Annotated in this window: 17 protein-coding genes; 15 read left to right on the top strand and 2 right to left on the bottom strand. The window is 34.9% G+C overall.

Annotated features, from left to right (window positions below; genetic code table 11):
- Positions 1–183 precede the first annotated feature (183 nt).
- The 13 genes from AC1RNE_RS17925 to AC1RNE_RS17985 all read left to right on the top strand — a co-directional run bounded on the left by AC1RNE_RS17925 (position 184) and on the right by AC1RNE_RS17985 (position 17,674).
- The gene (locus tag AC1RNE_RS17925; RefSeq protein WP_492802768.1) at positions 184–792 is read left to right on the top strand and encodes an RNA polymerase sigma factor; all 609 of its coding nucleotides are present in this window, start codon (positions 184–186) and stop codon (positions 790–792) included.
- 116 nt (positions 793–908) lie between these two features.
- On the top strand, positions 909–2,003 hold the full coding sequence (locus AC1RNE_RS17930) for a FecR family protein (protein ID WP_492802769.1): 1,095 nt from the start codon (positions 909–911) through the stop codon (positions 2,001–2,003).
- A 490-nt stretch (positions 2,004–2,493) separates the two neighbouring features.
- Positions 2,494–5,850, top strand: coding sequence for a TonB-dependent receptor (locus AC1RNE_RS17935; RefSeq protein WP_492802771.1), 3,357 nt, complete (start codon positions 2,494–2,496; stop codon positions 5,848–5,850).
- A 38-nt stretch (positions 5,851–5,888) separates the two neighbouring features.
- Positions 5,889–7,523: a RagB/SusD family nutrient uptake outer membrane protein gene (locus AC1RNE_RS17940; protein ID WP_492802772.1), complete on the top strand. Its 1,635-nt coding sequence runs from the start codon at positions 5,889–5,891 to the stop codon at positions 7,521–7,523.
- Between the two features lie 507 nt (positions 7,524–8,030).
- Positions 8,031–9,014, top strand: coding sequence for a hypothetical protein (locus tag AC1RNE_RS17945; RefSeq protein WP_492802774.1), 984 nt, complete (start codon positions 8,031–8,033; stop codon positions 9,012–9,014).
- A 390-nt stretch (positions 9,015–9,404) separates the two neighbouring features.
- Positions 9,405–10,313, top strand: coding sequence for an SMP-30/gluconolactonase/LRE family protein (locus AC1RNE_RS17950; RefSeq protein WP_492802775.1), 909 nt, complete (start codon positions 9,405–9,407; stop codon positions 10,311–10,313).
- A 169-nt stretch (positions 10,314–10,482) separates the two neighbouring features.
- Positions 10,483–11,334, top strand: a complete 852-nt coding sequence (locus tag AC1RNE_RS17955; protein WP_492802777.1) for an AraC family transcriptional regulator — start codon at positions 10,483–10,485, stop codon at positions 11,332–11,334.
- 113 nt (positions 11,335–11,447) lie between these two features.
- A complete protein-coding gene (locus tag AC1RNE_RS17960) occupies positions 11,448–12,140 on the top strand; it encodes a siderophore-interacting protein (protein WP_492802779.1) in 693 nt (230 codons plus the stop codon).
- Between the two features lie 643 nt (positions 12,141–12,783).
- A complete protein-coding gene (locus tag AC1RNE_RS17965; RefSeq protein ID WP_492802781.1) occupies positions 12,784–13,548 on the top strand; it encodes an SDR family NAD(P)-dependent oxidoreductase in 765 nt (254 codons plus the stop codon).
- A gap of 233 nt (positions 13,549–13,781) precedes the next feature.
- The gene (locus AC1RNE_RS17970) at positions 13,782–15,023 is read left to right on the top strand and encodes an IS4 family transposase (RefSeq protein WP_492802782.1); all 1,242 of its coding nucleotides are present in this window, start codon (positions 13,782–13,784) and stop codon (positions 15,021–15,023) included.
- Between the two features lie 312 nt (positions 15,024–15,335).
- A complete protein-coding gene (locus AC1RNE_RS17975) occupies positions 15,336–16,241 on the top strand; it encodes a helix-turn-helix domain-containing protein (RefSeq protein ID WP_492802783.1) in 906 nt (301 codons plus the stop codon).
- Positions 16,242–16,519: 278 nt separating this feature from the next.
- Positions 16,520–17,167 carry a hypothetical protein gene (locus AC1RNE_RS17980; RefSeq protein WP_492802784.1) on the top strand — a complete coding sequence of 216 codons (648 nt, stop codon included), beginning with the start codon at positions 16,520–16,522 and terminating at the stop codon, positions 17,165–17,167.
- Positions 17,168–17,326: 159 nt separating this feature from the next.
- Positions 17,327–17,674, top strand: a complete 348-nt coding sequence (locus AC1RNE_RS17985; protein WP_492802786.1) for a hypothetical protein — start codon at positions 17,327–17,329, stop codon at positions 17,672–17,674.
- A gap of 216 nt (positions 17,675–17,890) precedes the next feature.
- On the opposite strand, the gene AC1RNE_RS17990 is transcribed toward AC1RNE_RS17985, so the two are convergent.
- Together AC1RNE_RS17990 and AC1RNE_RS17995 are read right to left on the bottom strand one after the other, a co-directional pair.
- Entirely contained in the window at positions 17,891–20,230 is a 2,340-nt protein-coding gene (locus AC1RNE_RS17990; RefSeq protein WP_492802788.1) for a TonB-dependent receptor domain-containing protein, read from the bottom strand.
- Positions 20,231–20,454: 224 nt separating this feature from the next.
- Positions 20,455–21,732 carry a PepSY-associated TM helix domain-containing protein gene (locus AC1RNE_RS17995; RefSeq protein ID WP_492802790.1) on the bottom strand — a complete coding sequence of 426 codons (1,278 nt, stop codon included), beginning with the start codon at positions 21,730–21,732 and terminating at the stop codon, positions 20,455–20,457.
- Positions 21,733–22,226: 494 nt separating this feature from the next.
- On the opposite strand from AC1RNE_RS17995, the gene AC1RNE_RS18000 reads away from it, so the two are divergent.
- Positions 22,227–23,585: a 3-keto-disaccharide hydrolase gene (locus AC1RNE_RS18000; protein ID WP_492802792.1), complete on the top strand. Its 1,359-nt coding sequence runs from the start codon at positions 22,227–22,229 to the stop codon at positions 23,583–23,585.
- A 190-nt stretch (positions 23,586–23,775) separates the two neighbouring features.
- The gene (locus AC1RNE_RS18005; protein ID WP_492802794.1) at positions 23,776–25,110 is read left to right on the top strand and encodes a Gfo/Idh/MocA family protein; all 1,335 of its coding nucleotides are present in this window, start codon (positions 23,776–23,778) and stop codon (positions 25,108–25,110) included.
- The last annotated feature ends 285 nt before the right edge of the window (positions 25,111–25,395 follow it).

Below are 25,395 nucleotides of genomic sequence, written 5' to 3' on the forward strand. Positions count from 1 at the left end.
ATACTTTTTGGCTCTATTTTTTAATGCTTGTCTGAAAATTATCTATTTTGACATTATTATATAAAAAAATGATAATTTTATCAGTATATTTTACTATTTATACCTTATTACTTGTGTCAACACGACACAATGAGTTTTATTAAATATATTCTTAGCGATAGGCATTAAAATCTTTCAATCCATTTGGCAATCAAACCTTTCCATAGCGATGATTTAGTACTTTGGCAAACCTTCAAAAAAGGTGATAAGAAAGCCTTTGCCAAAATTTATCAGCTATATGCCAAGCCTTTGTTAAACTATGGTATTACTCTTAAGATTTCTTCAAACCTTACCGTAGTGGAAGATTGTATCCAAGATATTTTTTTGGAGCTATGGCAAAGTAGAGAAAACCTTTCTGATACCGATTCTATTAAGTTTTATTTGTTTCGCTCCCTCAAAAACAAATTGATGCGGACGGTAAAGTATGACTTCACTAAACATGCTGATGAAATAGAAGAGAATCTGGAAGCATTGTTTGAAGCATCTTTCGAAGGGCTAATGATTGAAGAAGAAAATCAAAAAGAACAATTAGAAAGACTTGAAAAAGCCTTCGGACAATTATCGCAACGCCAGCGAGAAGTCATTAATTTAAAATTTTTCCATCAATTCTCGAATGCCCAAATCGCAGAAATGATGGAGCTTAATTATGCCTCTGTAGGCAATCTTATCCAAAAAGCATTGTATGCTTTACGCCAGTCTATCCACTTCCCGGCACATTTTCTGCTGTTTATTTTTAATTTTTTGATTAGATAAATCGCTGATTTATTAGGACTTAACTTTTTTGTATAAATTAAATGTAAAAATTTATACAAAAAATAGGATATATTTTTGTTGTCCTTGTCATTCTATAATTAACTCACACATATACTATGAACTACTCTAAATTCGATACCATAGATTTTGTCAAAGATGATTTTTTTTGTCGCTGGGTACAAAATCCTGATAAACATACGAATGAATTTTTTCAGGATTTTCTACACGAGAATCCTGAAAAAGAAACCATGATAATGGAGGCGAAATCAATGATAAAAACGCTTGCCTCTATTCAAAATACCTCCATCGATGAAGATGCTTCTGTCGCAAAAATCTGGCAGGGTGTAGCATCAGAAATTGAAGTTTCAGAAAAATCAAACAACTGGGGAAGATACCTTTGGCAATTGGCAGCATCTGTCATCCTATTAATTGGCGTAGGCTGGTGGATGAATTATCAAAAAGAAGCTGACAAAATATTTGATATTCCACAATTATCAGCCCGTAATGATGGTGCAGAGTTTGTCGAAAAAGAAAATACGGCTGACCAACCTATGCACGTGATGATGACTGACGGGTCGGAAATAGTATTGGAAAAAAATGCTAAGATTCGTTACCCCAAAGTTTTTGAAGCAGATAAGCGAGAAGTGTTTTTGGTAGGAGAAGCTTTTTTTGAAGTAACCAAAAATCCTAAAAGACCATTTTTGATTTACACCAAAAAGTTAATTACCAAAGTACTGGGTACAAGTTTTACCATTAAAGCAAACCCCGAAATAGAAGAGGAAAGAGTAGTCGTGAAAACAGGGAGGGTTTCGGTGGTTTCGCAGTTAGAATCAAAAACGGTTGAAAAAGGCATTCATTTTTCAGAAGCAAACGGCATTGTCGTGACACCCAACCAAGAGGCCATTTACTCATCATCCACCGCCAAATTGATGAAGAAAATAGTTACTACACCAACCATACTGACTACAGCTTTACAAAAACAAGTATTTATCTACAAGAATGCCTCGCTAGCCAAAGTATTTACCGATTTAGAAAAGGCTTATGGCATTAAAATAATTTATGATGAAAACCTTTTTGAAGAATGCACCATCAACGGAAATCTATCAGATGAAACCATGTTTGATAAACTAAACAGTATTGCCAAAATTACAGGAATAGATTACCAAGTAGTTGATGCCCAGATTATTGTATCAGGAAAAGGATGCGAATGATTGTTTAGTGACAAATAATTGATATTGAATTTGCTTAGAAATTTTAAAGGTTTTACAACCAAAATTTTTCTATTATTCATGCGTCAGCATTTAATGAATTTATACTGTTTGAGCGATAGCGAGTCGGTTCGCCGATGCGATTATAAATTCTTGACTTTCTTTTGCGGTCCGCCGCGCGGTTACTTTTCTTGTGTCAAGACAAGAAAAGTAAGGACTTTGAAATAAAAGGATTTGTTTTCCCTCATTAATTAAATTAAGCAATATTGTAAATACTGTAACTCAATTATAAATACTCTAACTCAAAAAATATCTCAATTATGAAAAAACGTATTACCAATTCCTCCTGAAAAAAAGAAAAGCCGATAAATGTTCTCACCATTTATCGACTTGATACCATTCCCTTCCAGACGCGAATCAAACACTTCCTTAGGAAGAAGTGTTAGGGAATATTTTTGCCAATTTTTCCAAAACAACAAAAACAGTACAATTTATGAAAAAAAATCTATTAACGTTAGCAACGTTGCTATCCATTATGAAAATTTCAGCTGGACAGATATTAATTGCTATTGTCTTCACTACGTTATCGTATGCTAGTGAGGTAAGCGGACAAGATATACTGCAACAAAAGATAACTGTGCGTATCGAAGAAAAAGGATTGTCGGAAGCACTTTCAGCGTTGGAAAATGCTGCGAAAATCAATTTTTTCTATAGCCCAAAGAATATTAGTGCTAAACGAAAAATTAGCATAGTGGCCAAGAATCGTGAATTAAGAGATGTCTTAAAAGAACTATTCACGCCACTAAGCATCAGTTATGAAATTCAGGGCGAACGTATTCTGTTGAAGAAGAGTAATGTCAGCATCGAAAAAAACGACCAAAGTCTTGAACCTCAATTAGAGCTTCAAGAGCAAAATATAACAGGAACCGTAACCGATGAAAAAGGAGAGCCTTTAGTGGGAGTAAGCATTACGATAAAAGGAACAACCAGAGGAGGAGTAACGGATGATAAGGGCAAATTTAATATTAGCGTCCCTGACAATAATAGCATTTTGGTTTTCTCATTTATAGGCTATAAAAAGCAAGAAATCTTAGTAGGTAAGACTTCCGATATGAAAGTTCAATTGGTTGTAGATCAATTAAATTTGGATGAAGTTGTCGTAGTAGGATATGGTACTCAGAAAAAAGTAAATTTAACAGGCTCTGTTTCAACAGTGTCGTCAAAGGAAATTGCAGATAGACCCATCACACAATCATCCCAAGCTTTAGCAGGTTTAGCCACTGGCGTTTCAGTGTCGCAGGGTTCTGGACAGCCCGGTAATAATGGTGCTAGTATTACTATTAGAGGGATAGGTTCGTATGGTGCAGGGGGTGGCCCTTTAATTTTGGTAGATGGTTTAGCAACTTCTATTAATGACGTAGACCCTAACAATATTAAAAGTATCTCTGTTTTAAAAGATGCCGCTTCGGCTGCCATGTATGGTAGTAGGGCTGCCAACGGAGTAATATTGATTGAAACAAAGCGAGGAGAAAATGGAAAAATGCAGGTTAGTTACAATAGCTATGCGGGCTGGCAAAAACCTACTCAACTTCCTGATTTTGTTGAATCGTGGGAGTTTGCTAAACTTAGAAATGAAGCAAATGTGAATGCTGGTGCTGGTTTGTCTTATACGGATGCTGAAATTGAAAAATTTAGAAATGGGTCAGATCCAGACAATTATCCGAATGTCCCACATCTTAAAAACCTACTAACTTCTGGTAATGGCTTTCAGACCAACCATAATATGAGTTTTATGGGGGGGAATGATAAAACACGTTATTTATTGTCGCTAGGGTATCTTCAACAAGATGGTATAGTAGCTAAAAATGGCTATTCAAAGTATAATTTTCTATTAAATACCGATAGTAAAATTAAAGATAACCTTACGTTAAAGGTAAGCCTATCAGGATATACTTCAGAAAACCATTCGCCCAGACACTACGAGGGAGGAATGAACCACATGATTAACTTTGCCGTGCGTGAAGCACCTATTTTTGCAGGGAAAAAATCTGATGGAACGTATGGGTATCAAGACAATTACAGTCCAGAGGCTTGGATGTCTAGTGAATCTTTTTACAAAGGTACCAACAAATATTTTTTAGGTAGTACCGAAATTGCATGGGAGTTATTCAAAGGTTTTACGTTGAGTGGAAAGGTTGGGTATAACTATTGGAGTTACTATAATAAAGATTATGCCTCAGATTTTGTATTTAATGCTTTCAAGACGGTCGGTCCTAATAATTTAAGTATATCAACAGGACAAGGACAGCAATTAACCCTTCAATCGCTTGCTACCTATACCAAGCAAATCAACAAGCATTCCTTCACAATATTAGGGGGTGTTTCTCAGGAACAATATGACGACCTAGGGATGTCGGCTTATCGGAAAGATTTTCCCACCAATACCTTATATGAACTAAATGCAGGTTCGGCTACAGGGATGAGCAATTCAGGTTCAGCTTCAGCTTGGTCAATGCGTTCTTTTTTTAGTAGGGTTAACTATATCTACAACGACCGATATTTATTTGAAGCAAATATTCGCTCAGATGCTACCTCACGTTTCCCCGAAAAAGGTAGATGGGGTTATTTTCCTTCATTTTCAGCAGGTTGGATAATTTCTGAAGAAGATTTTTTGAAAAATGTACTTTGGATAGACAACCTAAAGGTAAGAGCTAGTTGGGGTAAATTAGGTAATCAGAATGTAGGTACCTACCCTTATCAAAATATTGTTTCTCTTGGGCAGAACTATTCTATTGGCGGCGTATTGGTTTCTGGTGCTGCCAGTAGCAGACTTAGCAATGCAGATATTACTTGGGAAACCACCACTACCACTGATATTGGAATAGATGCAAGTTTATGGAAAGGCAAGCTAGATTTTACCTTAGGGGTCTTCAAAAAACAAACTTCGGGTGTGCTTTATAGCATAGCAAGTTCAGCTACTTTAGGGCTTAGTACCTCTCCAGTAAACATTGGTGGGGTAGAGAATACTGGTTTTGAGGCAAGTCTAAATTACCGAACAACCATTGGGAAATTTAAACTAGGGGTATCGCCAAATTTTACGATTGTTAATAATAAAGTAACAGAATTAGCCAATGGTCTCCAGCAAAATATCAGTGCTAATTTATTTGTAGGACAGCCACTAGGGGTAACTTATGGGTATATAGCCGACGGGTTATTTAAAGATGCTAATGATGTGGCTACTTATCCAAAACAACCCTATTCAGCAGAGCCTGGTTTTATAAGATTCAAAGATATTAGTGGCCCTGATGGTGTGCCTGATGGCAAAGTAGATGCTACTTACGATAGAACTTTTATAGGCAATACCGTTCCTAAATATAATTTTGGACTTACCCTTACAGCCAATTATAAAGGATTTGATTTGTCAGTATTAATTCAAGGACTTGCAGGATGGAAAAAGCAGATGAATAACTATCAAGCATTTGCTTTCTTCAACGGAGGACAAATACAGAGATGGCAAGTAGAAAATCGTTGGACTACGGAAAACCCTAATCCAAATGCGCTGTATCCAAAGTTAACAAGCCTAAACGAGGGTAGTGGTATTATTCAATCATCTACTTACTGGAACAGAGATGCAAGTTTTGCAAGACTCAAAAATCTACAAGTAGGTTATAGTTTCAGTAATAAATTGATAGAACAAATGAAGATAAGTAGGCTCAGAATATATTTTAGTGGACAAAACCTCCTTTCAATTAATTCATATTACCAAGGTTGGGACCCCGAAATGGCACAAAATGGTGGATTCTATCCGCTCACAAGTGTTTATACTTTTGGTGTAAATGTATCATTCTAAATTATTCTGACATATTTTTTACTAAACAATTGAAAGACATGAAATTCAATAATATATATACAACATTGCCCCCTTTCAAAATAGGATTGGTCTTTTTACTTTTCTTTTCCATTTCGGCTTGTAAGAATGATTATTTTGATAAACAGCCTCTTGATTCTATCTCTGATGGAACTTTCTGGAAAACAGAAAAGGATGCTAATCTGGCCTTAGTTGGATGTTACAACATTGGGGCAGGGTGGTCTGGTGAGGATTTTTGGAATGCACGTGCGGTGCTTTACCTTGATTTAATGGCAGGACTAGGTTCTGAAAAAGAGCTAATTCCAGATCATGTTACCGATGGTACATTGAATGCTTCGTATTGGGTAACAAGCAGTATTTGGTCTAATACGTATAGTAAAATTGCTAAATGCAATAATTTTTTAGATCATATTGATGCAATATCTTTTGATCAGACTAAAAAGAATACAATAAAAGCCGAAGTACGCACTTTAAGGGCATATTCTTTGTTCAATCTGGCATTGTACTTTGGCGACATCCCCTTGCCTAAACATTTACTGACGGTAACCGAAGCTAATTCAATAACCAGAACTGCTAAAGCCGAAGTATGGACATTTGTTGAAAATGAATTAAAGGAAAGTGCTATAATGTTGCCAGCTACTCGTCCTAGTAGCGAAATGGGGCGTATTACGGCAGGAGCTGCCTTAGCGATGCTGGGAAGAGTACAAATGGCAGAAAAAAAATGGAGTGATGCGGCGGCAACGTATAAAAAAATCTTGGATAGCGGCGTTTATTCGATAGAACAGGGTGGTTTTAAAAAGTTGTTTATTCAAACTGGAGAGAGTAGTAATGAGATAATTTTGGCTTCACAATATCACGAGGATACTTATGGACACGTAATGTTGCAATATCTTTATCCAGAAAGTTACGGAGGGTGGCACCAGTTCTCTCCCTATAACGAATTAGTACAATCTTATGAATGTATTGATGGTAAAACGGTTGAGGAATCTCCCTTGTATAATCCGAATGCCCCATACGATAATCGTGACCCAAGGCTCGACCAAACGATAATGATATCCGACCGCACCGTATTTAAAGGGGTTAAGTATGTTTCAAGACCAGAATCTAATTCACCTGATAGAATGAGTAGATACAACTGGAGTGGCTATTGTATTAATAAATACATGGATTCTACGTTTGCAGGAAATTTAATGAACTATGGCGGTAACTTTACCTTGATTCGCTATGCGGAGGTACTTTTAAGTTATCTTGAATCAAAAGTAGAAGCGGGAGATGCTATCAATCAAACATTATTAGATGCAACCATCAATAAGGTTAGGGGTAGAGCTACTGTTAATATGCCTCCAGTAACCGTTACAGACGCTAATTTATTGAGGACAATCATAAGAAGAGAACGCAAAGTAGAATTGGCATTTGAGGGTATTCATTATTACGATATACTGAGGTGGGGTACTGCTGCAACGGAGCTAAACGGACAGTTTACAGGGATGAAACTTACCAATTCTCCAGCTACTTATAAGGATTATCCCGTAGATGCTCAGGGCTTTTTATTGTATCAAAAGAGGGCTTTTGTTGCTGGGAAAAATGAATTATGGCCAATTCCTCAATCTGAAAGAGACATTAATAAAGCCTTAACTCAAAATCCGGGATATTGATATATTTAAAACGAGGATGTAAGAGGTTATAGAGCGTTTTTTTTAAATAAACAAAGAGGTCAAAAGTTAGCTTTTGACCTCTTTGTTTTTACAGCCATCGAACTTCAACTATCTGAAAGTTAATGACTATACATTTTATATAATTAACTTGTGGTTTCAATTATTTTAAAATAGTTTTCATGTGGTTGTAGGTAGCATCGAGCAAGAACAGTAAAAATCTTGAGCTATCAGCTGTAAGATTTTTATTTAAGTTTGACATATTACTTATCTTGTTTGTTTCAATAAGCATCTTGTTAGATGGAATGGTCATAAAGTAAAAAGAACTGTAATATGACATAATCATATATCTTTATTGAATTATTGAATTTAAAATTTGTAAGGTGTTTGGGGAAAGAAAATAAATTATTACTTTAGATAGTAAAAGTAAATATTCTAACAATACAAAAAGTACTACAAGACTTTCGCATATTAGCGAGTTATGTGACATTTTAAGAAAACATTACTCCAATGAAAAAATACATCTATTATCCAAATTTTGAACCCCCAGAAAACGGATGGTTAAAATTTTCGATTCTATATTTGGACAAGTTTGAAAGTATTATTCCTTATAATCGACAACATCTAATTAGTGATGATTATCGAAAACTTCAGAATGAAACCGATTTAGTAGATTTTTTTTCTCCAGAATATAATCAAGGCGAGCAAGCATCATTGAAAGCAATTAATGAAGTAGAAAAAATTTTAAAGAAAACTTATGAATCAAGTTTTCTCTTCAATAGAATCAATGTTTATAGAGATTGGAAAAATCCTCATATATGGGATTATCAAATTTATGGAGAAAAATTTTCGTATTCTTGGGCTGAGTTTTGTGAGAGCGAGAAAATCGGACAAAGAAATTCTGATGGGATAATGTTGCCAAAGAGTCTTGCTTTTTTATATATGACACACTTGGCAAAAGAAATCGCTTTTGAACGAAACGGTAACATTATAACTGATAATTTAGAGTATGACAGATATACAAGTTATGCTCAGATAAAGTCAACAAATACAAATGTTCGCGATAAATTCATTCGTGGTATCATAAAACTTCAAGTTCCTAAGAACATTGGAGATATTCCTTTTGAAACACTAATAGAATTTAGAAATAATAATAGAGAATTAATTAAAAGTTTTAATTCCCAAATTGACATAGTTGAAAATTCAATTGGAAATGGAATATCAGAACAGCAATTTATTGACAACTATAACTACACTTTCAATGAAATAATAAGAGAAATAATCAAATTAGGAATTGACATTGCAACTATACCTCTTACTTTTTATACTTTAGTTCAAAATTCAAATGCATTAAATCAAGAATACATAAAAGAAATTTTAGGAGGATTAAGTATTGTTGGGGGTGGTTATTATGGTGTTAGAAAATCATTATATGACAAAAGAGACGAAAGAATGTGCAAAAAATATTTAGCCCAACTTCACCGAATAAAATAAAAAATATCACATAACAAGTTATTGTCAAAAGCGGGGAGAAACGGTTTTGATTGGACATTTGTGCAAGGGTCAACTTCAGTTCTTTGATAGAACTTTAGTACTGAAAATCTCGCCTTCGGCAATACCCAAATCGTTATGTGCACTCCTTGCTATTCCAAACCCTTGCTGTTCCAAGTCTTTTTAGACTTGGAACGATAGATAAAATGCAGACTCTGTCTGCAAATACGCAATTTTTTGCTTAATAATATTTTCATAGTTCCTACTTACCGTTAATTATGTCCTCTCATGTTGCTTTTTGATTTTTAAATCACTCCAAACCATATAAATCTTTCCAGAAAGCAAGTTGCAAATCTGTAACTTGCTTTTTTAGTATAAACAATCCCCAAATATATGATAAAGTTTAGCCATATTCTTGCTGTACTCTTGTTGTCAAATCAGTTATTGTTGGCACAGTCGAATGATGATATTTCTTCTTTGAATCTCATTAAAAAAGGGGCTGTGCTAGTGCAAGTATCCAAACAATTTACATTTACCGAAGGCCCAGCAGTGGATAAAAAAGGCAATATCTATTTTACCGACCAGCCTAACGATAAAATTTGGAAGTATAGCACTGATGGTAAATTGACCCTTTTTATGGAAAAATCGGGGCGTTCTAATGGCTTGTATTTTGATAAAAAAGGTAACATTATCTCCTGTGCCGACGAGAATAACGAGCTATGGGCTATTAATTTAAAAGGAGAGAAAACCGTATTGTTAGATAATATCAAAGGTCATAAAGCCAATGGCCCGAATGATTTATGGATTGATACCAAAGGCGGTATTTATTTTACTGACCCCTATTATCAGCGTGATTATTGGGTAAGACAAAAGCCAGACATCGAAGGACAAAAAGTATATTATTTAGCCAAAGGAGCTAGTCAACCCATAGAAGTAGATGCTGACCTAAAAAAACCTAATGGTATTGTTGGCACGCCCGACGGAAAGTATTTGTATGTAGCTGATATTGGTGCTTCTAAAACGTATAAGTATGAGATAAATAATGATGGAACATTAGCAAATCGACAACTTTTTGCTCCAATGGGCTCAGATGGAATGACGTTAGATAACCAAGGGAATTTATATTTGACGGGGAAAGGCGTTACTATTTATAATTCTCAAGGGGTAAAATTGGGCAATATTCCAGTGCCATCTAATTGGGTAGGCAATATTTGTTTTGGAGGTAAAGACCGCAAAACATTATTTATTACGGCATCAGAATCGATTTATACTTTACAAATGCAAGTGAAAGGAGTAGAATAGTCTTTTCAACATCTGAGTATTAAACTATGAAAAACTCACGCTTGGCGTAGTCACTACGCCAAGCGCTAGAGTTATTAAAATTAAGGCTATCAGATACCCCCTTTTAGCTTTGATAATAAACCATTACTTTAGCTACTTAAAGACAGATTTTAATAATATAATATTGAAAATGAAACGCGATATACCCATTTTTAATCAAAGTAGTGAAGCCATTGGAGGTATTTATATCGCAAAATTGTCTGTGGACGATGTTGATTCTCATGATAATAAAAAGGGAAGACATCGAGACGATTTCTTTATTTTTTTTGTCATCACAAGTGGCTCTGTAATCATGGAGTGTGATACCGTTAATATTGAAATAGAAGCACCAAGTGTGCTTTTGATGAAGCCCTTTCAGATTCATGCTGTCCAACAAGTATCAGCAGGTTCCGCAGGGTATTTTATCAGCATTGCTCCATTTTTAATTCCCAATCTTTGTTCAGAAATCTTTCAAAATTTGAAAATTTCTGAACAAGCAAAAAGGATAGAAGAACCACTACAAGGAGACTTGATGGCAAACATTGCTTTATTGAATAGTGCTTTTATCAAACAACAATCATACAAAGGACAAATTATCAATGGACTTTTTAATGCTTTGGTGTACCATTTCTCAAATTTATTTCAATCGTCAGAAATACCTACGCCTGAACGTAAAAATCAATCGTCATTAATTACTACCAATTTCAAAAAGTTAATTTCTAAAAACAATTTTTTAGAAAGCCCTTCTTTTTTTGCTAAAAAACTAAACATTAGCACTACGCATCTGAACGACTGTGTGAGTTTAACGACAGGGAAATCTGTCACATATTGGTTACAAAACGCAATGCTTTTGGAAGCACAAAGGCTTTTGTATTACACCGAAAATGAAGTAAAAGAAATTGCCTATGATTTAGGCTTTAAAGACCATTCCTATTTTTCAAGGCTATTCAAAAAAATAAGTAAAGAAACCCCTCTTGGATTTCGGAATAAATTCCGTGAATAGTCCTATCATCTCCCTTGCCTATTCAACCATCTATTGCTGTTTTTGTATCAATTTTGTAAGAGAATTAATACAAGAAAAATATGCCGTCGATACCCAAAATAATAGGCGACTTTATGGAGTTAACGTTTAGTAGTAAAATCTGCAAAGTAAACGTTGTTTCAACTGTCATGCCAAGTCCCAGCGTAAAAATCGTTACGTTTAAGGGAGTATTTCCACAAGTGAAATTCAAAATTGGACAAGCCATCATCATTAGAATAGATGATACCAATTACCGCAATTACACACCCAGTAAATGGGATAGTGACTTAGGGACATTTGAAGTGATTTTCCATGTTCACAGCAATGGACCAGGAAGTCATTTTATAGAAAATATACAACAAGGTGACCAAGTAACCGTTGGTTTGCCCCGAGGCTTTAATATTTATAAACAGGAAGCAAAATATCAATTCTTTTTTGGAGATGAATCTTGCATTAGCGTGTTTAAAAGTATCAAAGACGAAATCAATCATAGTGAAAACAATTATCTAGGTATTTTAGAACTAGACAACACATCATTAGAAGTGCCAAAATCGTTAGGATTGATGGTGGATACCGTCCCCAAATCAGTCAACAGAGCTGAGTTTGCCATTGAGACTTTAAACAAACTGGACGATAAAATTTGGGAATTGTGGCAGAACGGTTTTTTTTATTTGATGGGTAATGCCAAATCAATCCAAAATTTCAGGAAAGCACTAAAAGACAAAGGTGTATCTAGCAAAAACATCTATACCCAACCGTATTGGGCAGATGGGAAGGTGGGGCTTTGAGTGATGAATTATAAGTGATGAGTTTTGAGCGGTATACGCTACAGTTTAATTTCAATTCTTTCCTATTAGCTGGTGACTTAAGTCCTACTGATTACCCACAAGTATATAACTAACAATCAATCTCTTATCCCTAGCGAGGGACTTAAGTCCCTCGCTAGGGATAAGAGATTCACGTAGTCAGGCTGTGACATGAGGCGACCAAAGCTCGATTTGAAAGGCGATTTAAGCCTATTTGAAACAATTTTATCAAAAATTACATCTTCATTTCAACTTTTTTAAAAGATGTGGGTAATCAATAGGACTTAAGTCACCAGCTAATAGGAAAGGATTTTGAGGATTATCTTATTAACCCTTTGCTGAACCTACTTATTTTTTAAACAAAAATTTACAATCTCCTGATAGTCTTGTTCAACCTACCTTTATCATCATAAATAAAATTTCCCTTTTCTGAACTATTCAAAATCACTCCAATTTTAAAGCCTTATATTTCAAAAAATGCGTAAATGCCTAAAGTTTTGCTATTAATACTTACAATGATATTTGTAAATTTCAATCTTTGATTTTCGCAAACCTTACTTTGTTTTTTGCAAACAGAATGGCTACTTTTTGTCTCAACTTTGTATCATTAAAATAAAACAACAAAATGGATACAAAGAATAAAATTGCCTTGATAACAGGGGGAAGCAGAGGCTTAGGTAAAAATATGGCTTTAAGCATGGCCAAAAAAGGGATTGATGTAATAATTACTTATCATACGAATGTAACAGAAGCCCAAAAAGTAATTGCCGAAATTGAAACCTTAGGACAAAAAGCAGTAGCCCTTCAGTTAAATACAGGTGACATCAAATCGTTTGATGCTTTTTTTGCAAATATCACTACTGTATTAAGTGACACATTTAACACAACTCATTTTGATTTCCTTGTCAACAATGCTGGTACTGGTTTGCATACCCCAATCGCCGACAATACTGAAGAACAGTTTGACTCACTGATGAACATACACTTTAAAGGTGTGTTCTTTTTAACACAAAAAGCATTAGCATTACTTAATGATGGTGGACGTATCGTTAATATTTCAAGTGGTTTAGCACGTTTTTCAATTCCTGGTGCTGCCGCATATGCTTCTATGAAAGGCGCAGTTGAAACCTTTACAAGGTATTTGGCAAAAGAATTAGGGTCAAGAGGCATTACTGCCAACATTGTTGCCCCAGGTGCTATCGAAACAGATTTTGGTGGAGGTGGTGTAAGAGACAATGCCGCCATGAATAGTTTTGTAGCTTCTGTAACAGCATTAGGTAGAGCTGGACTACCTGATGACATTGGCGGTGTGGTTGCCTTTTTATGTTCAGACGAAGCCAGATGGATAAATGCACAAAGAATAGAAGTATCTGGAGGAATGTTTATTTAATAATAGTCTTCCTAACGGAACTATAACTATCCATTATAAATCGGTTTTCTGACCGATTTATAATGGATTTTTTTCCGCCATTGTGGGTGTTTTCACCCACAGCTCATGCGTAAGCAACGCTTCAAAGGTAAAGTGAAAAATATAACTTGTAAGTTGGTATGTTGCTTCCGCCAAATCTTGTTGGAGACAACTCCATAGCCGTCAGGCTAAGTAAAAAATATTATCTTTGCTGAATGAAAAAACATGATTTCAATGATATAGACTTATCATCAACTTGTTTCAGGGATTTATGTAATTTTTTTAAAGCAGAAAGTATTGAGCGATTAGGCAGGGAAGTGAAATTTATAGAAAGAAGTACATCACGTTTAAGTGCTTGGATGTTTTTACAATTGAATACTTGTTTGGTCAATAATGGTAAAATGGATAGTCTAAATGATTTAGGGACAGCATTATTTAAGATTTTTGGAGTTAAACTGACTAAGCAATCTCTAGATGAGCGTTTTAATATTCATGGAGTTAGCCTTATGCGAAAGTGCTTTGAAATGGTTTTTGAAACGATTTTGTCAGCTTCAAGGAATAAAGAACATTTTGCTAGTGGGTTTAAACGTATTATTTTACGAGATGCTACAAGTTTTCAATTGCCTCCTGATTTAGCAACTTACTATCAAGGCAATGCGGGAGATACCACAGGTAGTGTTATTAAAATCCAACACGATTTTGATTTATTAAGTGGTAAGATACTTAAGTTAGATTTTCGCAATGGGAGAGAAACAGATACCGATTGGTTGAATCAAAAAGGTATAGATGTTTCTGCTAACGATTTACATCTAATGGACTTAGGCTATTACAAATTAGCTCATTTTACAAGCATTGCTCAAAAAGGAGGCTTCTTTATTAGTAGATACAAAGTAGGAACCTGTCTCTATACCAAAGATATTCAAGGAGAATATGTAGCATTAGATTGGGCTGATGTTTTCAATCAAATACAAGGAGATGATTTTGATAAAGAGGTATATTTAGGTAGTGCTAAGGATAAACTCAAAGTGCGTTTACATTTACAAAAAATACCAGAAGAGATTGCTCAAAAACGTCTAAAGAAGTATGAAAGTAAAGAGAAATACCAGTCAAAAAATAAGAAAAGGCTCTATGAAAACTCTGATTTCAAAAAGGAATTGGCGTATTATAATATTTTTATCACAAATGCACCACAGGAATTACTGAAAACAAAACAGATATATCCTTTTTATAGGCTTAGATGGCAAATTGAGCTACTTTTTAAAATTTGGAAGAGTGTTTTTGAAATTAATAAAATAGGAAAAATGAGCATTGCTCGATTTGAATGCTACCTCTATGGAAAGCTAATCTCTATTCTATTAAGTGGATATATTCAAACCCTTTTTAATGATTTCATTGAAGAGAAGATAGACTTTGAACTTAGCGAATGGAAAGCTTACAAAATTGTAAAAAAAACTTAAATGTATTGTGGGGCTATCTCCGAAAACAAATGTCAGGACTGAAGAAATGGTTGAAATGTATTTTTGAAGAATTATGGATAAGAGCTAAAAAAGAGAAAAAAAAGATTCAGCCAAAACTATACAAACCTTACACAAAAGACATTATCAACTCTTAGCCTGACGGTTATGGAGACAACTCCAACAAGGGCAGAACCTACTCAAAAAAAGCACTTATCATTATACACAAACATGATGATATTACTAATCTTTATATTTTGATTTTAAGTATTCGGCTTTTTATTCTACTTTTGAATTTTGCAAATTAAGTAGGATATGAAATCGACATCCATAGAAGAATTTTATCGCGAAATTAACACTTTACTACCAGATGGAATCAGTAAAGAAATTGGACATTTTAATGTCTTTGATGTGGAGGCTTTATTTGAAAAAATGAAGGAAAAGAAAATAATGCCTTACAACCGTCGAGCGTACTATAAAATCAGTCTGATTAGTGGGCAAAATCGAGCAGAATATGCTGATAAAGTAATTAATATTGAAAAGAATGCCCTTTTGTTTGCTACACCCAAAATTCCATATCATTGGGAACCTGTAAACTTTGACCAAGCGGGGCATTTTTGCGTTTTTACAGAAGAGTTTTTATTGAAAAGTAAAAGTGGGGTTGTGTTAGATGAATTGCCTATTTTTAAAGCAAATGGCTATCCTGTATTTCAATTGTCGGACGAAGACCATTTAGAAATTGAAGCAATTTTCAAGAAAATGCATAAGGAAATCAATTCAAACTATGCTTTTAAATATGATTTACTCCGTAATTATGTGATTGAACTAATCCATTATGGACAAAAATTACAACCAGCCACCATTTTATATTCAGCCCAAAATGCTTCAACAAGGGTAGTCTCTTTGTTTATAGAATTATTAGAAAGACAGTTCCCAATTGAATCACCACAACAGCAATTACAATTACGTTTTGCCAAAGATTATGCCGACCGTTTGGCAATACACGTGAATCACCTTAATACTATTTTAAAGGAACATACTGGCAAAACTACAACCTACCTAATAGCAAGTAGAATAACCCAAGAAGCCAAATATTTACTAAAACAAACCAACTGGAATATTTCTGAAATATCCAATTCGTTAGGATTTGAAGAAGTAGCCCATTTCTCTAATTTTTTCAAGCGTCAGACTACCTTTTCCCCAATCAATTTTAGGGTTTAGTTAAATTATTTTTTTTCTTTGTTTTTTGCAAATCCTCCTTTGATTTTCGCAAGCAATAGTAGGAAATTAGAGACTGTCCCTTCGCTAAGCGTAGTATTTCACTACGTCAGGGAGTCAAGCGTTCTTAGAACGCAGCGTCTAGTAATACGCAGAGTCCAGAACTGGACAAACGTATAAAATGCGTTGCATTTTTGCAATTTAACATTGCAGTTCACACTGACGTAGTGAAACACTACGCCAAGCGGGGGTAAAAAAAGCAAACAAACAATTATAAGTAAATGAAAAAGATATATACTATTTTGGTTACTGTATTTTTACTGTTTACAAATCACAGTAAAATATTGTCAAACATCCCTATTGTCAATTTATGTATTCACAACAGGGAAACTTCATCTAAAATAACTCAAGACTTTGATTGTTGTATAAAAAAGTTTGTAGGTCAATATAATATTGTCTTTTTGAAATTAAAAAAGGCTAAAGTTAATGATATTGAGTTTGATGAATTGAAAAAGAAAATCAAGGTAAAAGGGCACAAAAAAGTTTATGGAGGCAAAGAGATAGATAGATTCTTTAATATTATCCTTACAGATGAGAATATGAATACGTACAGAGTAAATGATACTAAAAATGACTTTTTAATTATAAAATCTAGAATATCAGGAGCAACTAAAGCGAATACTCTTTTAAATGCATACTTGTTAATAAATCTAAAGAATGGGAATGTAAAGCTTTTTGAAAGTTTAGGAGATCAAAATAATACTATTTATTATGATTCAAGCAACAACTCTATGTCGTTTTTTGAATTTACTTTTTCTAAGAAGTTTTATGAGAAAGGTCTAATCTCTATTAGTATAAAAAAGGGAGATTTTTTAAAAAATACTTCTACTATCATTGAAAACACTTATAACTCTTGTGAATGCAAATAATCCCTTGCTTAATGTTGTGAAACACTAATTTAAGCAAAGGTTTAGTTGAATTGTTTTTTCTTTGTTTTTTGCAAATCCTCCTTTGATTTTCGCAAGGATATTTTGTTTCTAAAGTATAATCTTTGTGTTATAGTTACAATCAAACAAAAAGCAATAAATATGAAAATCATTAGCGGAATCTTGATAGCCATTACAGTGTTTTTAAATGCCAAACATGCATGGTCTGCTCTTACGATGAGCATGAAACCCGAAGAAACAAAGATGCTATCTGACATCGGTTTAAGTCAAGGATTTGTTTTACCGATAGGTGTAGTGTCATTAGCGATATGTTTGTTAGTGTTATTTCCTCAAACCTATTTTGCAGGTAATTTACTGAATGCTATTGTCATTTTGCTAATTATGGCTATGGCATTAAATACCAATAATATAAAAACGGCTTTAATCGAAATACCTTTTTTATTAATGCCTTTGATAATGATTTGGCTGGGGCATCCTTTGAAAAAGTAAACACTACGCCAAGCAGGGGTATTTTTCATGGCGAATATGATAAGAACAATATTAATAATGATTACCAATTTACCTGAGACCAAAAAACCTTGGTGGAAGTTCTGGTGATTATTAATTGTTATTAAATCATAATCCTTAGCGAGGCACTTAAGTACCTCGCTAGGGATTATGGTTTGACCCTATTTCTTTGAAGAATAAAGTTTTTGTTGCTACCTACTAAAACTTCAACGTAACATTTCCTGTAAATTTAGCAGGTGCTTGTGGTGTTAAACGTACTGACCAAGCTTGCTCGCTTGTTAAGTTATCAACTTTAAAACCTATACGAAATTTGCTGTGGTCATAAAAAACAGTAGTATCAAACATGGTATAAGAAGGTATAATAACCTTGGCTTTTTGTGTATTTGTCTGGAAAGAAGAACTACCTGAGTTACCCCCAAAACCAAGACCTAAACCTTTCAAGTTTCCTTTTGAAAGACGATAGCTAACCCAGAAATTAAGGGTTCTTGGAGGACCAGACAAAGCAGGGCGTAATCCTTGAACAGTTTCATCTGCTTTGGTATATTTACTATCGTTGTAAGCATAGCCCGCTACGATGTTGAAACCTGTAAATGGCGTAGCCGTAAGCTCAATTTCTACCCCTTTGCTTTCTTGCGTACCATCTTGGATTGAATAATTAGCATCCTTTGGATCTATTCTTAACACATCCTTTACCTGAATATCATAATAACTAATGGTTCCTACTAATTTATGGTTTAACACATCTGCCTTCACACCATATTCAAGTTGGTTAGCCTGTTCTGGCTTAAATGGATTTCCTTGTGCATCCGAGCCATTTCTATTGAAAAAGCCATTCATGTAGTTACCAAACAACGAAACTCTATCTTTTACCAATTGATAGACTAAGCCTAATTTAGGAGAAAGCGTAGTCTGATTGTAAGTACCAGTAGTCACGGCCGTATTGATGTTATACACACCTTGGTTGAAATAACGGTCTACCCTTAAACTAAGCATCGCCATCAATCTGTCGTTAACATTGAATACATCAGAGGCATACATTGCGTAGGTATTATCACCATTGTTTTCTGCACGTAAAGTTCCTGTAGATGCCAAGCCGTCTATGGTTTGTTTGGTTATTTTATACGTATTTCCTGGATTGACAAAATTAAGCGTAGGTCCGTTGATAGTAAGTCTATCGAACGAGTTTGAGTTATTGTAATAGTCTAACCCAACAACCAATCTATTACGGAATTTGCCAATTTGGAAATCACCAATAAAGTTTTGCTGAATATCATTTGCAATAAAAGCCGTGTAGCCTCTGATAACGGATGCCCTTAATGTTGTATCTGAACGGCCATTCAATGCTGAGATATAGCCATTGATAGACGAGCGTGCTCTAGAAATAATCGTTTGTGAAGTCCATTTATCCGAAATCTTATAGTTGAATTGGGCAAATATATTCATCATTTCCGTTTGGTAGGTAAGGTCATTTGCCCCAAATAAACGGTTGTAAGGAAACTTCATATCTACAATCGATTGCGTTTTGTTACTTCCCGTAAAAGGGTTAAAACGCACTACCGAAGTTGCTTCTGCCTTACCAAGCTCTACGTCAACCAACAAAGCCAGTCGGTCTGTGATTTGGTAAGAGAAACTAGGAGCCAAGCTCAAAGAATTGGTAAAGCCCATATCTTGGAAACTTTTTTCAAAAGTAGTCGCACCATTTAAGCGGAATAATACCGTTTTATCTGCATTAGCAGGCGTATTGATGTCGAATACCAAACGGTTGTAATTCCAGCTTCCGCCAAAATAGCCTACTTCGCCACCAAAACCATTGTATGGCTTTTTGGTAACACGGTTGTAAAGTCCCCCATAACTACTTGATACACTCGTACCGAATAGTGTAGCAGATGGCCCTTTAATAGCTTCTACTCGTTCAATATTAGCAGGGTCGATAGAAGAAAAAGCCTGTCCAGCTACACCATTTCGGGCATTTGGTTCTGTTTCAAAACCTCTTGAACGGAACGTTACTCTACCTTGGTTCGCCAACATCGGAATGCCTGCCCCTGGCACATTTTTACCGATACTTCCTAAGTCAAGCGCCATTTGTTCTTGAATCAATGCTTTCGGGATGGTATTATATACTTGTGGGTTTTCAAGGTTTTTAAGGGGTAACCTTGCTATATATACGCTTTCTTTATGAGAAAACTTGTTAGCACTTCCTACTACTGTTACTTCTTGTAAGGCACGAATATTTTCTTCAGTAAGTTGGTAGTTAAGTGTAGCGGTTTCACCTGCTTTTACTTCCACAGCAATATTTTTTTCTGCTAAACCAAGCATCTGAATGGTGATGGTATAATTACCCGCTGCAACATTAGCAAATTGGTATTGTCCATCAACATTCGTAAGGGTTGCCTTGTTCAACTGCTTGATAGAGATAGAGACAAGCTCCAAGGGAAGGCTCTCTACAGACGTAATGCGTCCTGTTATATTCCCAGTGTTTTGGGCAAAAGTAGCTGTTAATGATGCCAAGAACAACGCAAAAAGTAATAAATATTTCATGGTGATTAAATTGTTAAAAATACGATTGTGATAGGTTTTTCATAGTTGAAAAACTGTAAAAAATAAATGAAACGTCACCTGTAACTACGACTTCTCCAGCCTCTGTAAAAGTTGCTATCTTTTTCAGTGGGAAGTTTTTATGACTAGATGAGATTTACTTCTCTGAACGAGAAGGGTAGGAGCGGTTGCCGATTGGGTAAAAGTTAAAGCAACCTATATTCCAATTAAGAAATAGTCTCTTTCATACTTTTGTTAGTGATTAATGTTTTCTTTTTTGCGCCATAACCATTTCTGCCCCACCAAATCAAGAAGCCAGTTACTGGAAGACTTGTGGCGATTAGACAAGCGATGAAATATAATATCTTAGAGAAAGTACCAAACAATTCGCCAGTGTGAATAAGCTTGGCAGAGGATACAATTTTTTCACCAAGGCTTTTTTGTGCAAAGCTGTTTAGCACAATTACCTTGCCCGAATATTGGTCTAATATCACACGGTCGAGACCCGCAGAAGTTAAGAAACCAGATTTATACTTTAATACATTCACGGTACCTAACGAATCTTTGGGTAATGTAATGCGGGTAGTGCCTTGGTATGGATAAATAGTATTTAATTTATCCAGTATTTTCTCAAATGCCAATGGTTTAGTTTCAGCATTGATATAAACAGATTGTTCAGAAGTTTCTTTTGGACTAGGCTTTTTGCCAGTCAATGTTTGGGAAAAGGCATTTTTGTACCATGTAAAGGCGAAGTAAGGACCCGTCAAAGCCATTATCGTAACAAAAATAAAGGCATAAAAGCCTAAGGCCTTGTGTGTATCAAAATTTACACGCTTGAATTTAGCATCTGTTTTAATCTTGAAGCCCGCTTTCCAAGCACTAAATTTTCCCCAGTTTTTTATTTTGGTAGGTGCCCACAACATTAATCCCGTGATTTGTAGAAAAATCATCATGATACATGCTACGCCCGTTATTACTCCTCCAATATCATGGTTTTCTATCAACAGCCATCTGTGCAATTTTAAAGCCGTAGCGAAAAATTCAGCAGTAGGCGTTTGGGCATCGCCTTGAATTACACCCGTATATGGATTTACCAGATAACTCTTTGTTTTTTCTTGTTTAGGAGCTTCTTTCTCGTTTTCACCTTTCCCTTTAGATGCCTTTATTACTTTTTTATCGTCACTGGCTTTGTCTGATTTTTTATCTTTTTTGGGTAAGATGGTAAAAGTCCATGCTTCATCAGCATTTTGAGGAACCTGAATAAGGGTTACTTTTCCGTTTTTCTCCTTAGCAACGGCTTTCGCTAATTGATTGACAGGAAGTATTGTTGTTCCTGCTTGTAACTGAATTTTGAATTTGTCTTTATCTACCCATTGCGTAATATCTTTTTGGAAAACATATAGTGTACCCGTCAAACACATGATTAATAACACAATAGCACTAGGTAAACCAAGCCATAAGTGAATATCATAAATGAATTTCCGAAAAGTATATTGTTGTTTCATGGTTAGTTTTTATATAAATACGCACTACAAACAGCGTTTTGTTTATGCTGATGGAATATGTTTACTACTTCTTTTTATCATCTATTATAGGCTAAACAATCTTCATTTTTTTTAATCAAATCTTTTAAAAAGAATATTTATTTAGATTTATTATAAATAATGAACAAAGCTAGTTTTAAAAATACTAAAAGTCAATAATTACTTTGTATTTAGTCTAAATAACTACTTAAACCTGTAAAATTTAATATTGGGGAAAATCAAATTAAATAAAAAGGAATCGTTCGGCAAATTTGTTTAGATACACATCTATAAAACTGCCAGATAGAAATACAATGTTTTGTCATGAACATTCTAATAATATGATAGTAATGTTTATTCTTGTGTATAAAGAAAATATCCATACCCTACAGACCCTCCAATATTCTTTCATAAAATCCAGTATAAAAATTATGTTGTATTCTTTATAACATTAAATCTAATTTTATAATAAAACAATGAGACAAAAGTTTTTAAGTATTTTATTCATTATCAGTATTTTATCTTTTTCGTCATTTGCTCAAAAAGAAAAATGGACTAATTTGTTTGATGGAAAAACCTTGAAAGGTTTCAAGCAATTAGGAGGGAAAGCTAAATACAGTGTAAGAAATGGAGAAATTGTAGGCACTACCGTAAAGGATACTCCTAATTCATTTTTATGTACCGAAAGCGATTATGGCGATTTTATTTTAGAACTAGAGCTTAAAGTAGCTGATGGTATGAATTCTGGAATTCAATTCAGAAGTTTGTCGAGCCCAGATTATCAAAATGGTAGAGTACACGGCTATCAAGCAGAAGTTGACCCTTCAGAGCGTGCGTGGTCGGGTGGAATTTATGATGAAGCTCGTCGTGACTGGTTGTATATTCCGAATATCAACCCAGAAGGTAAAAAAGCCTTTAAATTACACGGACAGTGGAATAAATATCGTATCGAAGCCATCGGAAATGTAATTCGTACTTGGGTAAACGATGTACCAGTAGCTAATTTGGTAGATGATATGACAGCAAAAGGCTTTATCGCCTTGCAAGTGCATTCTATTTATGGAGACATGAAAGAAGGCATGGAAATAAGCTGGAAAAACATCAGAATCCAAACAGAAAATTTAAAGCCTCGCCCGACGGATAATACGCCAGTGGTTAATTTAACGTTAAATACTTTATCTGCACAGGAAAAAGCACAAGGCGTAAAATTATTATTCAATGGTAAAGATTTCACAGGTTGGAGAGGCGTTCACCAAGACAAAATGCCTGATATTCACTGGAAAGTAGTTGATGGAACAATCAATGTTAGTCCGTCAGATGGCTCTGAAACAGGCAACGATATTGTAAGTACCGAACAGTACGGGGCATTTGAATTAACTTTTGATTTTAAATTGACAGAAGGTGCGAACTCAGGCGTGAAATACTTTGTGAATGAAGCCTTTGATTCTAATGGTAAATCTGGAATTGGTTTAGAATATCAAGTATTAGATGATGAAAAACACCCAGATGCAAAATTAGGCGCGGTAGGAAACCGTACGATGAGTAGCTTATATGATTTGATTCCTTCGTATAAATTAGACAAGCGTTTCCAACGTAAAATTGGCGAATGGAACCAAGCGAGGGTAATTGTATATCCAAACAACATTGTACAACATTGGTTGAATGGTTTCAAAGTAGTAGAATATGAACGTAATAGTAATATTTTCAAGGCTTTAGTTGCAAGAAGTAAATACGAGAAATACAATGGCTTTGGTGCGGGCGAAAAAGGAAACATCCTTATTCAAGACCACGGCAATAATGTATCGTTTAAGAATATGAAGATTAAAACATTGTAATAGAGTGATTAGTAATTTTTTGGTGATTAGTAATTAGTGATTGGTAATTAGTTTAAAGTGAAGAATAAATAGGGAATAGATTTTATGGATTTTACAAGACTTAAAAACTAATTACTATTTAACAATCACTTATTTAGAATGCTAATCACTAATCACCAATTACTAATCACAAAACAACAACAAATAAACTATGGAAAGAAGAGAATTTATCCAAAAAACAACCTTTGCTTCCTTGGGAGCATTAACATTTAGTGCTAAATCATACGCTAAAATTATCGGTGCAAACGACCGCGTAAGAGTAGGTTGTGTAGGTTTTTCTGACCGTCACAGATCTTCTCACGTAGGGCCATTCAAGGCTTTACAAAAAGAAATGAATTTTGAAATGACGGCTCTTTCTGATTTGTGGAATCGTCGTAGAGAAGAAGGTAAAGCCTATTTAGATAAGCAATTGGGTAGCGATGTAAAGGTTTTCAGAAACAACGAAGAGCTTTACGATTCTAAAATGGTGGATGCCGTATTTATCTCAACTGCCGATTTCCAACACGCCTTACACACGGTAGAAGCCGTAAAGGCTGGTTGTGATACTTACACTGAAAAACCATTGGCTGAAACCATGGAAGATGCACGTGCGGTATTAAAAGCAGTGAAGTCGTCTAAGCAAATTGTTCAGATTGGTTCACAACGTAGAAGTGGTGAAAACTACTTTGCTGCGGAAGATTTTATCAAATCAGGTAAATTTGGCCCGATAGTGATGGTAGAATTGATGTGGAACGTAAACCAACCAGAACGTTGGAGAAGACCAGAATTGGTTAAAAACTTGAAAGAAACAGATGTAGATTGGAAACGTTATTTAATGAACCGTCCTTTCGAAGCATTTGACCCACGTAAATATTTAGAATACCGTTTATTCTGGCCATATTCTTCTGGTATTCCAGGACAATGGATGAGTCACCAAATTGATACAGTTCACTGGTTCACAGGTTTACCACACCCAAGAAGCGTAGTAGCCAACGGTGGTATTTATCAGTGGAAAGATGGTCGTTCGAATGCAGATACATTAACAGTAGTATTTGATTACGGCCCATTAGATGACCCTAAATCAGGTTTCCAAGTACAGTTTACTTCACGTTTCTCTAACTCAGCAGGCGAAACGAAAGAATTGTATTACTCAAACGGTGGTATGATTAACTTAGATACCAACGAGATTTCAGCAACTGGAGGTTTAACAGAAGGACATGCTAAAACAATGGGCTTGAAAGCTAATTTGTTAGCACCGATGAAGCTAGAAGGTCAGAAAGTGGCGTCAGAAGCAAACACTGGTGGAGACCCATTGACGTTCAGTCACATCAAGAATTGGATGGAATGTGTACGTTCGCGTAAGCAAAGCCATGCACCAATTGAAGCAGGATATTCTCACTCAATCGCAACAATCATGTCGAACGCTGCTTACAGAACAGGCTTGAAAGTTACTTTTGACGAGAAAACACAAGAAGTATTAGCAGGCGGAAAAGTATTCAAATACTAGTTTGTAATACATAAGTTTAGAAAACAAAAATTGCCCATCAAGCCTTTGGTTTTGGTGGGCAATTTTTGTTTTATGCGTTAGATTTACCTTTGTCGGCAATTAATCTGCGATTAAGTAAAATTGCACAATGGCATCAAATTTTACTATAAATTGTACGTTGTCTTTCCAATATATGCCCAATACAAAACAATAGGAGGTGTATTTGGGTTTTAATTTTATGGAATGTGTCGTTCAGACATCATTTAGTTATTAGTTATGTCAATTAAAGAGTCATGATTTATTTTG

The sequence above is a fragment of the Arcicella sp. GW822-FHT02H01 genome, from assembly GCF_058802005.1.

What these genes read in the sequence shown, in the direction of transcription:
- AC1RNE_RS17930 (WP_492802769.1), top strand. Translation starts at nt 909, where the DNA reads ATGAACTACTCTAAATTCGATACCATAGATTTTGTCAAAGATGATTTT.
- AC1RNE_RS17935 (WP_492802771.1), top strand. Translation starts at nt 2,494, where the DNA reads ATGAAAAAAAATCTATTAACGTTAGCAACGTTGCTATCCATTATGAAA.
- AC1RNE_RS17940 (WP_492802772.1), top strand. Translation starts at nt 5,889, where the DNA reads ATGAAATTCAATAATATATATACAACATTGCCCCCTTTCAAAATAGGA.
- AC1RNE_RS17945 (WP_492802774.1), top strand. Translation starts at nt 8,031, where the DNA reads ATGAAAAAATACATCTATTATCCAAATTTTGAACCCCCAGAAAACGGA.
- AC1RNE_RS17950 (WP_492802775.1), top strand. Translation starts at nt 9,405, where the DNA reads ATGATAAAGTTTAGCCATATTCTTGCTGTACTCTTGTTGTCAAATCAG.
- AC1RNE_RS17955 (WP_492802777.1), top strand. Translation starts at nt 10,483, where the DNA reads ATGAAACGCGATATACCCATTTTTAATCAAAGTAGTGAAGCCATTGGA.
- AC1RNE_RS17960 (WP_492802779.1), top strand. Translation starts at nt 11,448, where the DNA reads ATGGAGTTAACGTTTAGTAGTAAAATCTGCAAAGTAAACGTTGTTTCA.
- AC1RNE_RS17965 (WP_492802781.1), top strand. Translation starts at nt 12,784, where the DNA reads ATGGATACAAAGAATAAAATTGCCTTGATAACAGGGGGAAGCAGAGGC.
- AC1RNE_RS17970 (WP_492802782.1), top strand. Translation starts at nt 13,782, where the DNA reads ATGAAAAAACATGATTTCAATGATATAGACTTATCATCAACTTGTTTC.
- AC1RNE_RS17975 (WP_492802783.1), top strand. Translation starts at nt 15,336, where the DNA reads ATGAAATCGACATCCATAGAAGAATTTTATCGCGAAATTAACACTTTA.
- AC1RNE_RS17980 (WP_492802784.1), top strand. Translation starts at nt 16,520, where the DNA reads ATGAAAAAGATATATACTATTTTGGTTACTGTATTTTTACTGTTTACA.
- AC1RNE_RS17985 (WP_492802786.1), top strand. Translation starts at nt 17,327, where the DNA reads ATGAAAATCATTAGCGGAATCTTGATAGCCATTACAGTGTTTTTAAAT.
- AC1RNE_RS17990 (WP_492802788.1), bottom strand. Translation starts at nt 20,230, where the DNA reads ATGAAATATTTATTACTTTTTGCGTTGTTCTTGGCATCATTAACAGCT.
- AC1RNE_RS17995 (WP_492802790.1), bottom strand. Translation starts at nt 21,732, where the DNA reads ATGAAACAACAATATACTTTTCGGAAATTCATTTATGATATTCACTTA.
- AC1RNE_RS18000 (WP_492802792.1), top strand. Translation starts at nt 22,227, where the DNA reads ATGAGACAAAAGTTTTTAAGTATTTTATTCATTATCAGTATTTTATCT.
- AC1RNE_RS18005 (WP_492802794.1), top strand. Translation starts at nt 23,776, where the DNA reads ATGGAAAGAAGAGAATTTATCCAAAAAACAACCTTTGCTTCCTTGGGA.